Origin of the sequence: Bacillus sp. S71, assembly GCF_016625265.1 — a bacterium.
Taxonomy (GTDB): domain Bacteria; phylum Bacillota; class Bacilli; order Bacillales; family Bacillaceae_G; genus Bacillus_A; species Bacillus_A cereus.
On record NZ_JACVUW010000020.1, the window covers coordinates 1 to 13274 of the forward strand.

The following is a 13274-nucleotide window of genomic DNA, read 5'->3' on the forward strand; positions in this document are numbered from 1 at the left end:
TAGTCGCTAGCGACTATGTTATGGTCATTTTGCAAACGCAAGAAAGATCATTAAAAGGTGCTCAAAAATACATTGAACATGTTTTTTCTTTAGCGGATGACTACGATTTACCATTAGAAATTATCGGGGCATTACCTGTACTGATGCAAAACGGGAATGAAATTGACAAAGATATCCTTCAAGAAGCCGAAGAAATTTTCGGTAAAGCTAATGTGTTTAACAATATTATTAAACAGATGGCACGTTTAAAGAGATTTGATAGAACGGGAATAACTTATAATTTGAAAGATGTTCATGATAAAAATGTTCATAATGTATATCAAAAGATAGCGAATGAAGTTGAAGAAAGAATCGGAATACTAGAAGGAGTTAAATAAGCACATGGATATAAATAAAGACGAACTTGGTATGAGAAAAGAAAGAAAGAAAAAGACAGAAGCGTCTGTGACATACACACCTGATGAAAAAGAAAATCAAGACCGAACTTTCCCAGAAGGTGACAAGCTCTTTGAAAAACCTAAAAGAAAACTCACTACAAAAGAGTTGCCCAAATCTTTCCGTGTTTCATTAGAAACACATACAGCAATATCAACACTTGCTACAATTGAAGATATGAAAATTTATGAAGTGATAAATATGTTAATCGAAGAAAAAGTCGCTTCATTACCTACACCAAAACAAAAATTAGTAAAAAACGCTGTAAAACAAGTGCTTGAATCGAAGAAAAGCCGAGAATAGGAATGAAGTTAAACTTTATTCCTATTTACATAAACGTATTTATAATTTTATAAATTTATACTTTTATAAAATTATAAAAATCAAATAGGAGTGATACCTGTGGAAAATAAGAATAGTTCATTTGTAGTAACTGTTATACCTATCACTGACGATTCAGCTTCGAATACCGAAATTAAATCGCAAACACCTGAGAAAAAGAGTTTTAAAAACCAACAGGGTAGTATTAAAATCCCTAAACAATCCAAAGAAGAACTTGAAGCGCTAATGAAAATTACCAACACGAAATTCACTCATGAAATCATCGGTTTACTTATTAATAATTATGTGGAAAATGAATTGACTGTAGAACAAAAAACAAAATTCAAACTCTTAACAGACATTTAAAATTATATAAAACTGGAGTGGTACCTTTGGAAAACAAAAACAAATCTTATATAGTAACTGTGACGCCTATTACTGAAAGTTCAGCTTCAACTATTCAAAGTGATCAGACTAACATGAAAAAGGAAATACAAACGCCAGAGAAACCAGATCAACGTTTAGTTCCATCTAAAACAGCTAAAATTTCACCTGCCGTTTTGCTAAAATTAAATACCCTTAAGCCGTTTATTCAAGAACAAGAAGGTATGGATAAAACATCAATTAATAACATTATTGATATGCTGGTTGAACACTATGTAGATGCAAACTTAAAAGATCGACATTCTAAAGCATATAAAGATATGTACAAGCGTCTTTATGAAGTGTTAGATAATAAATAAAATCTTTTTAATTGGAGTGTTCATTTTGGATAAAAAATACTTGGTGACTGTAACGCCTGTTCTAGATAATCATGTAACAAATAAAAAGAGTCCCTTGTCAGCAACAGACAGAAAAAATATAAAAGTATCACCTGAAACACTTAGTAAAATAAAGGCCATTAGCACAATGAAAGACATAAAAAATTACGAACTTATTGATGAAATATTAGATTACTATATCGCTAATAAGTTGAGTTCAAATGAACAAAACAATCTCAATGACATAATATCCATTAGAAAATAAGCCCTACTTTTTTTTGTAGGGCTTCATCTTCCTTTTTCACCAGAACTTCCACCAAGGCTTTTTCTTCTCTTTCGCAGCAGCAACCTCATCCCGAAATTCCTGCATCAACCTCTTCGTTTCCTGCATCTCACGTAATGTCTTCATAAGCGTCTCATCCCGCGCTTCCAATCGTTTTTCCACTCGTTCATTATGCGCTTCTACGCTCGCTTTGATTTCATCGTTACTTTGCTTGGCCTGTTCACTTAATCGCTTCTCCATCGCTAACATGCTTTGATTCATTTCTTGCGCCATAACGCTGTACTGCTCCTGTAATTGCTGTTTAATGTGGAATGGCACTAAGTCCGTTTCCTCAGACTCTTCTTGAATCAGATCCGGATTAACTTTCTCTATTTGCTGCGCTATCATCTTCGCTGCCTTCTCTAGCGTCATACCGTCATGCTTACTCAGTTCAATTAACTTCTCAATGACCATAATGTCGCTGTCTGTGTATTGGCGTCTGCCACGATTATCTTTCTTTACTGCGAATCCTTCACGTGATAATACTTCCATGTACTTTCTAAGGGTGCTATCACTTATTCCTAGTCGTTTGTATACTTCACTAGCAGAATAAACAATTTCGTCCGTCATAACGTCACAACACCTCCTAGTGACAGTATTCCATGAGGTTTAAGGAAATCCTGCAAATACAAAGGTCATCCATACTACCTTTTTATACAGCAACACATAAACCATTGATTAACCAATGATAAATTCGATAATTTTGGTATTTAAGATGAAAACCTAGCATAAATATGGATTAGGTTCAAAATCACCAATGACTAATCAATGGAATTGAAAGGGGAATGAATATGATTTTAGGAAACTCGTATGCTATCGATTTAGGGAATGGTTTTACCAAACGTGCTTTTAAGAAAAATAAAGAGTTAGAAGCTGCCGTTATCACAGAATTATCGGTATTAGCAGAGATAACTGAGTTTTTCAATAAAGATAACTTTACTAAACTTGAACTCCTGGGAGTAGACTCTACATACTACCTAGGAGAAGAAGCTCGGAAATCCAAACTCCCATTAATTCGTGCACTCGGGGAAGATAAAGCAAAGCGATATGAGGATCATTGCTTTAAAAAACAATTATTCGGGTTTATTGCTAAGGATTTTATAGGTTCTAAAACAATAACACTCCCTCTACTCGTTACAGGATTACCAGTTTCTCACTTCAAAAATAAACGTGAATTATTAGAAAGAATTGTAACTACTGAAACCGCATTGAAAATAAATAACGAGATTGTCACAGTTAATGTAAAAAAATGCTTAGTAATCCCTCAACCGGTAGGTACGCAATACTACCTTATTAAGAAAAATATAATCAATTCAGATGACCGAATTTTAATAATTGACGGTGGCTTCGGTACCTTAGATGTAACTGATATGTCCGGAAACTCTGTTATCGATCGTTTAGGGTCAGAATTGGGTTGTGAAAAAGCATTCCTAAATATCGAACAAATTGTACGCGATAATATTGGGGAGACACCTGAATTAAGCATTTCTAATATGCATTACATCCTTGAAAAAGGATACAAGTACAATGGTACAGAATATGACTTGTACAATGATAAAAATGTATCTAAAAAAATAGATAGAGAGTTAAAACGTCATTTTAACTCAGTTATGCATGAAGTATCTCAAAAGTTCAATTTCGCTGTTTATGACAAAATCATTTGGACTGGAGGAATGGCAGCACTACACAAATCAAATATTGAAGAGAAGCAGGAGCAATTCCCCGCGTTTAGAATATTAAAAAATGGTCAAGAAGCGAATTTGTTAGGTTATTACTATTTAGGATGTGATGTTTTTGACAAATTTACCAAAGAAAAAACTGCAAATTGAATTAAACCCTAGTAATGATAAAGTCCTTTATAACCTTATCTCTCAATTAGAAAAACAAGGTAAAGGTCAAAAAGGATATGTAAATAAACAAATCAAAAGACGTTTGGAGATGTATCAAGTTCTTGCTGAAGTAGCTGGTGAAGACGATCCATTACAGTTAGTAAAAAAAATATTAATTAATATCAATATGCATGGTATACCAAACGATGACGGGATTGACGAAAAACCTTCTAATAAAACTGTAGACAATGCGATGGATTTAATAAAGGGACTAAATGAGTGGTAGATGATTATATCAGAAAATGATTTAGATTTATTACTTTCCCACTCCCTTCTCTTAAAAGTAGTAGTAAAAATGGAATTTGGGAATTATGTCCCTGAGATAAAAGAGAGGGAAGAGGCAATTTTTCGAAAGAGGGGAGCTTCATGAGTGTAATCAACCCTATGTTTGAACCTCGAAAACAATCTATTAAAATAACAAACCAACAATCTCGTAAAACTCGTTTCGATAAAAAGAAAGACGTAAAAATCCCCGTAAATGAAATACAAAGACAACTAATAAGATCCTCAGCATTCCAAGAAGGAATAACCACTACACAATACATGTCTAAATTAATTACAGAACACCTCAGAATTGATTATATAGGCGAAATACATGCATACGAATATAAAGACACTAAAAAATATATCCATGCGAAATTGGAGCAGGAAACACATTCTAAGCTTGTCCGATTAGCGATTGAATGGGGAGTTTCACAAAGAGCTGCAGCAACACGTATTTTATGCTTTGCATTACGCACAATGTGAGAGGTGACAGCATGTATAGTAAATACGATGTGATGACAAAAGAAATCCGACTTATGAGCACTAGTAATTGGTGGGAACGAACTAAAATTGAATGGAAATTAAAAGAGAAGTACCGTTTTGAAGTGAAGATGCTCAAAATTTACTTATTCCGTATGAATATTATTATCGAAGATATGGAAGAGGAAGAATATGAGTGTAATGCTAGTGATCTAGCTGAAATACTAGTCGAGGACTTTCTTGAACATATAAGGTCCAAGAATAGTATGGAGCAGCTGTATCAAATTCTAGAGAGTAAGAAGCACTATACTGATTATGAATTAGAATTTAATGAAAATGATGAGCGATACGGAACAATTGATGTAAAGATTGATAGAAGAACATTGAGGCGAATTGAAGTGTTTTTCTCTGATATGGCCCATTCATTCCCTCTACATGGTTATACAGCTGACAAACTGATTAACATTTTAATGTGCGATTACATGAAGTACTATGCAGAAGAACCAGGAAAGAAACTATCCCTACTGAAAAGACGTTTTTCGTAAGAATTTGTCGTTCATGCACCATTTTTAGGCCCCTATTTTTAGGGGTTTATTTTTTGTGCATTTCGGAAAGTACTGTAGATAACAATTTTCATAGGGAGTGAGAACGATGTGGAGGTTTCGTTCCAAGAGAACGCCATTAGGAAGGTTTTTAGATAAACATAGAATTGAACAGGAATGGCTAGTCAGGAAATCTGGATTAGGGAGAAATACTGTAGGAGATTTAGCGAATAAGCCAGATAGATCACCCACAAGAAAAACAATGCAGAAAATATTAAAGGTGTTGAGAAAGTTTGATTCAGAGATTAAAGCGGATGATTTTTGGGATATGTAAAATAAGCCGCCCAATAGGACGGCTTTCATTGTTTACTTTTCAAATTTCACATATCCACCTGAAACCCATTGATTGTCGCCAACATTATACCAACCGTCTCTACATCCCCAAGTTTGATATTTTTCACCTTGGTACACATTTTTCGCGATGCCATAATTAGTTCCTGGGCCAGTGCGAACGCGTAACACATCAGCAGTAATAGTCACAACACCAACGCCATCATTTGAAGGCTTCGAAGGTTCTGGTGCACATCCTCCAGTATAATTAATATATGATGGGTCGTTATAAACCCATTGCTCACCGCCGAGGTTTAACCATCCGTTCGATTCCCCAAACACTTGATATGGTTCCCCTTTTCCTAATTGACGAATAACTCCGTATCCAGTACCAGGTCCTTTACGAAGATTAACATTATTACCCTCAATATATGCAATGCCTGTCCCACTAGATGATGGTGGAGTAGGTGTTGGAGATACATTATTACTACCGCCGCTATATGCATTTTGGACTCTTTCGATAAAGCTATCCCAACGTCCTTCTGCTAGCATGCGATGAGGACAATACTTTCCACTCCACGATTGGTGTGTGCGAACTTTACTAATTGGAATATTGTACTGTTTCATGAGTTGAGCGACAACGATAGCTGCATTATCTTCTGCTTTATAATATCTTTCTCCACCATTTAAAGAGTAGCAAATCTCAACCCCGATAGACTTTCGATTACCATTTCCGCCACCATCCCCACAATGCCAAGCGTTACGTTCTAAAGGAATACCTTGTACAGCTTCTTTATCATCTACCGCAATATGAAAAGATACTTGGTTGTCATTACGGATCATATATGCTACTTCATTTTCTGCTGTGGCATCGTTGTACGTATTGTGAACTGTGATGAATTCAGGGTTCATTGTGTAAGGACATTTTGTACCATATTTACTTGAATCAACTAGTTTTTTTCTGATTTCCATTATTCAACATCTCCTTTTTCGTTTTGGTCGTCAGCATCTCCATGACTTGTCCAAATACCTAGCGCAATACCAAATAAATAAACGGCTTGCTGCACCTTTTCTAAATTCCCTTCAAATCCAGTTACTCCGAATACCGATAAGATCAGTCCAAAGCATGAAAAAAGCGCAACCCATGTTTTCCAGTTGCGCAAACGTTTTAAAATATTTTCTTTTGTTAGTGGCATTGTTAATTTGCCTCCTTTTCTAAGTTATCTATCCTCTTATGAGCTTGCTTTGAGCTTTCTTCAACTCGTGTGACACGCTCCCCAAGAGCAATCATTTGTTTTTCACTTGCTTTCAAGTCGATTCGGATATCATCAACACCCTTGCGGATATATCCCAGCTCAGCCTTCATTTCTGCACTTTGTTGCCCATCAGATTTAATGGACTTCGTTCTGTTTAAAGAGTACGCAAAGTAGCTAATAGCAAGCGAAAGTACTGCAATTAGCACCCCGATTTCAATATTCATTGATTCAGCTCCTTTCAAAATAAAAAGAGGAGCAAATGCCCCTCTTAACTTGTGGATGTCCTATTTAATTTTAAAGGCCTGTTTGTGGTGTTTCACATATTGCCAAACGAGTTGGTCGATCTCTTTCCGTTGAGCTCGATGTAAAGAACAGTAATAATCGAAGAAGCCCATATATTTATAAGCCTCGTCACCAATTGCATTTAAATCAATATAAATATTATCACGCGCACCATTCGGCGCTTCGATTTCGAAAGTGTATTCTTCCAGTTTACCTTCTACCTTTTCGAATGAACCTTCTACCGCTTTTCCTAGTCGTCCCATGTATGAATTGTACATATAGCACATCTCCTCTTCTTATAATACATAGAACTTAATCTGTTGATCTTCATTATGTCAACTGATTTACTCGATTAATTTAATTTCCTTCTGTTACAGGTGGTTCTTCAGTCGTTGGTGGTGTATCAGGTTCAGTTGTTCCACCTTCAGTTGGCGGTTCTGTCACTGGTTCTGTCGGCTTCTCTGGTTCCGTTACAGGTGGTTGTTCTGGCTCTTTTGGTTCTTCTTTAATTAGAACAACCTGCGCCACCTCGAATTTTTGATAAATATTGTGGCCAATTAAAACTGTAGTTACATTAGAACTGTTTAGCTGTGAATTCAAAAACTTGATATCGAAATCAATTTCTACAGGAATTTCTACGGATTGCCCATTTCTTAATAACACTTTTACTTTCTTAGAAGTGTTATCTGTATTTTCTACAGGAACTACAACTCTTTTTACATCAAGACGGGCACTAATAAGATCTCCAATTAGTACCGTTGTAATTTCCCCATTGTTTAATTGTTCATTAAGTAATACTGGATTATATTCGTCAGTTTGTACCACTAATTTCTCGCTACTTGTATATACTTCAATTGTTTTCATATCAGTTCATCTCCTTTTGTAATCTTTCGCTATAAGTAATACTGCATTTATCATAAATCCCTACTGGAGATGCAGCCTTAACTTCCTGATCTAACACTAGAGTAACGTTCATGATAATTGGTGTATTACCAATTAACTTTTTAATTAACCAATATCTTAATTTCAAATAAATTCCTCCCTAAAAGAAAAAGAGAAGCGATTACTTCGCCTCTCTTAATTTCTTAGCTTCTTCAATTTTAGCTTTTGCACCATCATAATCTTTAGCTGCAACAAGATTGCCAACTTCAGTTAATTTATCGAAGTAGTCATTCATTTTCGGATCTAATGGTTTTAACTGCTTTACTAATTGATCAGTTCTCATTTTACTTACCTGTGGATCTCCACCATTTTTTAAAATATCTAAATCAATTGTACTTACAATAGCCTTTTCGTACGGTTCTAAATCACTCATTAGATAAACGATTTCACCTTTATCAATATGTTTATTAGCTTCCTCAATCATAGTTCCTTGCCAAGGATATGTTGATCCTGGTGGCAATTCTATAGTTCTTTTAGTTGGTATTTCTTTAGTTTCACTCGTTTTTTTTACATCTGCACTTGCTTGCTTTGTCTCAGTTTTAGTAGTCTTCTCGGAATCCCCACACGCAGTTAAACTACCAATTCCTAAAGCGATTGCTAAAATTAGTGAAAGTCGTTTCTTCATCCCCATATCCCCTTGACTTTTAATATTTATATTAAAGTTAACTGTTGAATACCATCTTTATACCCGAGAAATGCATATATTTTTTCTTTTCTTTTTTCATCGTAAAATTCTTGATTTAAATACCATTCTAAAAAATCAGTGTCATTCTTACTTGTATTACAGAAAGAGCAAGCTGGCAGAATATTATCTTTCGTATATTCCCCACCTTTAGAAATTGGAATGAAATGTTCTTGTGTCGGATTTTCCAAGACAGTCCCACAATAACAGCAACTACTTTTAAAAAAGTTTATGCATTCGCACCATTCCTTAGTTGTGTATCGAGAAGGTAATGATTTTTTCCTTGACCTCCGTTTTTGTCCATTTATTTTTATGCTAAGTTTACCTTTTGGTGTTTTTTGATATTTCCTCACTTTACTAATCTCGTATTCTCTATTGTTATGATATTTCAATCTTCTTCTTTTTAAAATTTCATCTTTATTATTTTCATACCAGGCTTTACGCCACTCATCTTGCTTTACCTTAAACTCTTCATTGTCTTTATTATTATAATAAAAACGTCTACTCGACATCCTGCACTTCTCTCGGTTTTCTTCTCTATACTTTTTTTCTCTTTCTAGACATTTCTCTGTATTTTCAATACGATATTTTTTCATATTTTCATTTCTACATGGAATACATTTATTTCTTAAATTATACTTTGTATCATTTCCTTTATGAAAGTAATCAAGTGTGGCAGGTTTTATTTCATTACATTTGAAACAACGTTGATACCCCTCGGGTGCATTGTTATTTATTTTATTTTTTGTGAATTTATTCCCTAAACATTCCTTACAAGTATACTTAAAACCAGATTTGTTTGCTTTATCCTTAAAAAAGTAAACGTCACTTAAAGGGAAAATCCTTTTGCATTTTTTGCAGGTCTGTTCCAATCTTGATAACCTCCCAAGTTATCGCCCTGTATTTATTATAGGCAGGAGAGTGGGCACTCTCTTTTCGGTGATCAGCCTAGCCTATAGATATATTATAACACTTTTCAGAAAGTTCCTCCAATTGCACTCGAAATAAAAAGTCGGGAAATTACGTTTGCATTGACTCTACCTAAATCATCCGGTGTAATAGTGATTTCTACCCATCTACCGCGATTTATTTTTCCGTCAGTATCTTTTGCAAGATATGGTATTAAATCTATGTTCTCTTTACTCGTTTCTGTAATAGGCACTACATTACCATCCACTTTAATTATCACTTTTGACGGTTTTCTAGACAAACGATATATTCCGTGCTCCACCTCATGGACATGATCCGGTAGGACGATTTCATGAACGTGATCTTTTAGTTCTATCTTATGAACATGATCCTGCAGTACAATCTGGTGAACGTGATCCTGTAAGACAATTTGATGAGTGTGGTCGCTCAAAGTAATTTGGTGGCTGTGGGCGGGCACAGAGAAATCGTGCGAATGAACTGGTATAAGGACCTGGTGTGTGTGCGGGCCAATTGTTATTTCATGATGATGATCGAATTGATCAGTAAATTTTATGACGTGAACGTGTAAATTTAGATCTGTGAAAGGTGTAGGTTTATCACTTTCAATTATCAACTCACCAAATATCTTACTTGCTGTAGTTTGTGTTGTTCCCCCACCTGCACTACTTGTCTGAGTCGATCCTCCACCGCTCTCAGTTGACTTAGATACTCCGCCACCAGAACTACTCGTCCCTACAGTAGCTCCGCCTCCTCCGGTGGACTGTACTGTGCCTCCGCCTCCTCCGGTGGACTGTACTGTACCTCCGCCCGCTTCGGTACTTGATACAATAGCTCCGCCTCCACCAGTCGACTGAACGATAGCGCCCCCACCTTTTGTTGCCTTAGAGTAAGCTCGAAATTCATCAGTTTCAAAGGTCAAATCTAAAGTATTAATATTCACCAAGTCATCAGGAAGATAAAACTTAATAACAGCAGGGTTTTCACTGTCGCAGTTGTCATTATAAGAATAGTTCAGAATGTTGGTACTACCTTGCGCATATACCTCATTAATCTTCTGCCGCTTCTCAATATCCGCTTGTATCGTCCCTAAATCCGTCACCTTGTTCTCCAGTGTCAATTTCACATCTAATGGATTCCCATCTGCATCGTCTTTTGAATGGTTCACCACTCGCAAATCAACCCATATATCAAAGTCCTCATCGTAAAGGCGGACCAACTTACCTGTTTCATATTTTTCTATTTTGTATGGATCTATTAACTCGTAATCCACTGCTTCAATCTCGTACGTAATTTTTGGCATACAAGCTTTAATTAACATCGTATTTGCTGAATCATATAACGATTGTGGGTCTTTAAAACGTCTATCCACCCAAATGTAGTCGAATCCATCATATAGCTCTCTAACAAAATCAGGAGCGTCTATATAAGGAACGCCATTATTCACATCCTTAATTGTTAGCTGATTAACTCCTTCACCATAGCCGAGAGGGTATATTCTTGTCATAACCTCTTTAGCTTCTACAGTACGTTTGATTCCCTTCATATTTTTCTTGAAACGCAGTTCTCCAGTAACTTCAGTAGAATAGCGCACTAGATTTAACGTCCATGGATAGGAGCTGTCGTCCCAAGTCCATTGGAACTTTTCATCAAAAGGCTTCGGAATACTGTATAGAGGGCCTAATAATGTAGATTCATTTTCCCAGTTATAATGAAAGTAACGAACAAAATCACATTGTCCAAGTTTCCAATGTTGCGTTCTCTGTTTACTCAGCAGGTATTCGATGTTTTGCCGAGTGGTCAGGTTCACCCTTTGATGCAAACCAAAAAGCACGCTATCCATCAAAGTAGATAAAACGTGCTCGCATTCATACGATATTATTTTCTTTTCTGCGTCTCTTTCTTCATCACTATCCATGATACGGAACATACCGATGCGTTTACCATTATCAAATATCTCCACATAATCAAATGTTTCAATCTCTTCTCGCTTTGGATCAGTAAATGGCAATGAAAAACCCGCCGTCCAAAGTTCATTGAGTGGCGGGTTGTACTTTATTTTATATGCATTTTCAAGATATGCCTTGAGTTGCATTTGTTTGTTGTAGAGTTTTAACAATGGACCACCTCGTTTTATAAGAAATATAATTCACTTAAATTTGGAGCGACGCCGACAATATACTTAGCTCCAAATGAATACACTTCATCTTTTTGCATTGTTGCATTATCAAATACTTGAGGATAAAACTTTTGCATCGTTGCATCCCGATGTTCAATCCAAGTTAGGATATTACGTCTATCTATTTTTCCTTTCCGCATAGACGATAGAAGACTAATATTGGTCATAGCAATAACGATATCTTGTCTATCACCATTACCCCAAATGTATGAATTTACATTGTCTTTCTCCGGTATTAAATTTGTACTACCTGAAGTTGCAATTGTAGAATACTTTGTCATCAGTGATGTTTTTAAAGTCTTACAAAATTGAGATAGCACAGGAATCATATTAACGTATCCAGTTTTAATTTCTAAATCTTCTAATGCTTTGAAAGAACAATTAATTGTAACCATTCCATTCTTTGTGAATGTGTATTTGCTTGTCAGATATCCCAGATTGTTAGGATCGTCCGGAAGTTTGCAATACACATACTGAATGATCTCAACTTTGGAAATGTTATTTATTGTTTCAGCATTGGTAACAATACCATTAGATAAAATGCCATCTACATAAATGTCATAATCTTTTTTCTTGAGAGTTGTTACAACACCAGAATGCCATGGGAAAAATTGCATAGGATAAGTTTGCCCTTTTCTTCTTAAAAAAAATGCAAAGTCTTTATTTGAACCTGATTTTAACGGTTCAATGTAGTTCACAACGCTCCTAGTTTTCTTTCTTAAAAAGAAAGTATCTTTTGTATTCATGTTATTATCTGTTGAAATGCAATACCACCCACGGCTTGTTCCACCAACTGGAGGATTAACAGGATCATCGCCTACGAATTCTCCTACAACTGTATAACTTTTTGTAGGGTCTAAATCAGTAAAAAGTGATGCCTGTGTTGTTTGGCTTGTCGCTGCATAAGTCGAGACGTAAACCGGATTAAATGGATCTGTGCTTAATGTAAACTTCCAACGACCGCCACGATTATCTTTAAAATGATTGAATGATATCCCTTCTGCCCCTGAAAAGGTTAAGGTCATTGTATCTCCTATAGTAGTAGCGAAACAGTTAGGGGCAAAACTTTCGTTGAAATTCCCATTTTTACTTGTGTATTTTTTGTAATCAGATGTCATGTATACGGTATTTAAATCCCCAACTCTGCCCCCTTGTACTAATGAGTAATTATCATTGGATTGCGGGGCTGTATAATACATCATTCCTTTATTGTTCGCTAACTCATAACCAATACTGAAACCGCACGTCGTTTTGTCATTGCATGTTAAGTACATGCTTTTTACAAACATTTGATTCGCGATATTATCTACATAATCGATTTGTTCTTGAGCTCTCGCGGCTTCCGCAACTTGTGTGTTCATATCATTAAGTCTGTCATTTAAGACCGGCTTGTCGCCGCGTGCTTGAATAACTTCGGCATCGCTAGTTCCACTTTCGATGATAATTGTATCTAATTGTTTTTGTACCGATTCAGCTTTATTTACAGCAGAATTTGCAGCATTACCAGCACTGTTCGCTATATTGACAGCACTACTGGATTGACTTTCTGCATTATAAGATTTCTTCAATGCTTCATTAGCATTATCAATCCCCATATTGATTTTCGGATACCCCACACGCAAGGTATCTCCTGGTAATAATTTAGGCGCATCAGCCATATTT

Annotated in this window: 20 protein-coding genes and 1 pseudogene; 10 read left to right on the forward strand and 11 right to left on the reverse strand. The window is 35.8% G+C overall.

Annotation, left to right across the window (positions count from 1 at the left end; all coding sequences use genetic code 11):
* The 5 genes and pseudogenes from IBT51_RS25080 to IBT51_RS25100 all read left to right on the forward strand — a co-directional run.
* Nucleotides 1-377, forward strand: a pseudogene (locus tag IBT51_RS25080) (ParA family protein); the annotation flags it as partial.
* Between the two features lie 4 nt (nt 378-381).
* Nucleotides 382-738, forward strand: a complete 357-nt coding sequence (locus IBT51_RS25085; RefSeq protein WP_200458858.1) for a hypothetical protein — start codon at nt 382-384, stop codon at nt 736-738.
* A 99-nt stretch (nt 739-837) separates the two neighbouring features.
* On the forward strand, nt 838-1122 hold the full coding sequence (locus IBT51_RS25090; RefSeq protein WP_200458857.1) for a hypothetical protein: 285 nt from the start codon (nt 838-840) through the stop codon (nt 1120-1122).
* A gap of 26 nt (nt 1123-1148) precedes the next feature.
* Complete coding sequence (locus IBT51_RS25095; protein WP_200458856.1) at nt 1149-1499, forward strand: hypothetical protein; 351 nt, start codon at nt 1149-1151, stop codon at nt 1497-1499.
* A 25-nt stretch (nt 1500-1524) separates the two neighbouring features.
* Nucleotides 1525-1782, forward strand: a complete 258-nt coding sequence (locus tag IBT51_RS25100; protein WP_200458855.1) for a hypothetical protein — start codon at nt 1525-1527, stop codon at nt 1780-1782.
* A gap of 36 nt (nt 1783-1818) precedes the next feature.
* Here IBT51_RS25100 and IBT51_RS25105 read toward each other — a convergent pair whose 3' ends face one another.
* On the reverse strand, nt 1819-2409 hold the full coding sequence (locus IBT51_RS25105) for a DUF3967 domain-containing protein (RefSeq protein ID WP_200458854.1): 591 nt from the start codon (nt 2407-2409) through the stop codon (nt 1819-1821).
* 221 nt (nt 2410-2630) lie between these two features.
* Between IBT51_RS25105 and IBT51_RS25110 the strand changes: the two genes are divergently transcribed.
* The 5 genes from IBT51_RS25110 (at nt 2631) to IBT51_RS25130 (ending at nt 5348) form a co-directional block, all read left to right on the forward strand.
* Nucleotides 2631-3668, forward strand: coding sequence for a ParM/StbA family protein (locus IBT51_RS25110; protein ID WP_200458853.1), 1038 nt, complete (start codon nt 2631-2633; stop codon nt 3666-3668).
* Nucleotides 3628-3954 carry a peptidylprolyl isomerase gene (locus IBT51_RS25115; protein ID WP_200458852.1) on the forward strand — a complete coding sequence of 109 codons (327 nt, stop codon included), beginning with the start codon at nt 3628-3630 and terminating at the stop codon, nt 3952-3954. The genes IBT51_RS25110 and IBT51_RS25115 overlap by 41 nt, the downstream gene beginning before the upstream one ends.
* Before the next feature lie 140 nt (nt 3955-4094).
* Nucleotides 4095-4475 (forward strand): hypothetical protein, encoded by a 381-nt coding sequence (locus IBT51_RS25120; RefSeq protein WP_200458851.1) that lies wholly within the window; start codon nt 4095-4097, stop codon nt 4473-4475.
* An 11-nt stretch (nt 4476-4486) separates the two neighbouring features.
* Nucleotides 4487-5017, forward strand: a complete 531-nt coding sequence (locus tag IBT51_RS25125) for a hypothetical protein (protein ID WP_200458850.1) — start codon at nt 4487-4489, stop codon at nt 5015-5017.
* Between the two features lie 106 nt (nt 5018-5123).
* On the forward strand, nt 5124-5348 hold the full coding sequence (locus IBT51_RS25130) for an XRE family transcriptional regulator (RefSeq protein WP_200458849.1): 225 nt from the start codon (nt 5124-5126) through the stop codon (nt 5346-5348).
* A 32-nt stretch (nt 5349-5380) separates the two neighbouring features.
* Here IBT51_RS25130 and IBT51_RS25135 read toward each other — a convergent pair whose 3' ends face one another.
* From IBT51_RS25135 to IBT51_RS25180, 10 genes are all read right to left on the reverse strand, one after another.
* On the reverse strand, nt 5381-6316 hold the full coding sequence (locus IBT51_RS25135) for an N-acetylmuramoyl-L-alanine amidase (protein ID WP_200458848.1): 936 nt from the start codon (nt 6314-6316) through the stop codon (nt 5381-5383).
* Entirely contained in the window at nt 6316-6540 is a 225-nt protein-coding gene (locus tag IBT51_RS25140; RefSeq protein WP_200458847.1) for a hypothetical protein, read from the reverse strand. The genes IBT51_RS25135 and IBT51_RS25140 overlap by 1 nt, the downstream gene beginning before the upstream one ends.
* A 2-nt stretch (nt 6541-6542) precedes the next feature.
* The gene (locus IBT51_RS25145; protein WP_200458846.1) at nt 6543-6824 is read right to left on the reverse strand and encodes a hypothetical protein; all 282 of its coding nucleotides are present in this window, start codon (nt 6822-6824) and stop codon (nt 6543-6545) included.
* Between the two features lie 60 nt (nt 6825-6884).
* A complete protein-coding gene (locus tag IBT51_RS25150) occupies nt 6885-7145 on the reverse strand; it encodes a hypothetical protein (protein ID WP_200483296.1) in 261 nt (86 codons plus the stop codon).
* Between the two features lie 94 nt (nt 7146-7239).
* Entirely contained in the window at nt 7240-7746 is a 507-nt protein-coding gene (locus tag IBT51_RS25155; RefSeq protein WP_200458844.1) for a hypothetical protein, read from the reverse strand.
* A 1-nt stretch (nt 7747) separates the two neighbouring features.
* Nucleotides 7748-7912, reverse strand: a complete 165-nt coding sequence (locus IBT51_RS25160; protein WP_200458873.1) for a hypothetical protein — start codon at nt 7910-7912, stop codon at nt 7748-7750.
* 33 nt (nt 7913-7945) lie between these two features.
* Nucleotides 7946-8449, reverse strand: coding sequence for a hypothetical protein (locus IBT51_RS25165; RefSeq protein WP_200458843.1), 504 nt, complete (start codon nt 8447-8449; stop codon nt 7946-7948).
* Between the two features lie 26 nt (nt 8450-8475).
* Nucleotides 8476-9378: an HNH endonuclease gene (locus IBT51_RS25170; RefSeq protein WP_200458842.1), complete on the reverse strand. Its 903-nt coding sequence runs from the start codon at nt 9376-9378 to the stop codon at nt 8476-8478.
* A 104-nt stretch (nt 9379-9482) separates the two neighbouring features.
* The gene (locus tag IBT51_RS25175) at nt 9483-11528 is read right to left on the reverse strand and encodes a phage tail spike protein (protein ID WP_200458871.1); all 2046 of its coding nucleotides are present in this window, start codon (nt 11526-11528) and stop codon (nt 9483-9485) included.
* A 38-nt stretch (nt 11529-11566) separates the two neighbouring features.
* Nucleotides 11567-13270, reverse strand: coding sequence for a hypothetical protein (locus IBT51_RS25180; protein WP_200458841.1), 1704 nt, complete (start codon nt 13268-13270; stop codon nt 11567-11569).
* Nucleotides 13271-13274 lie beyond the last annotated feature (4 nt).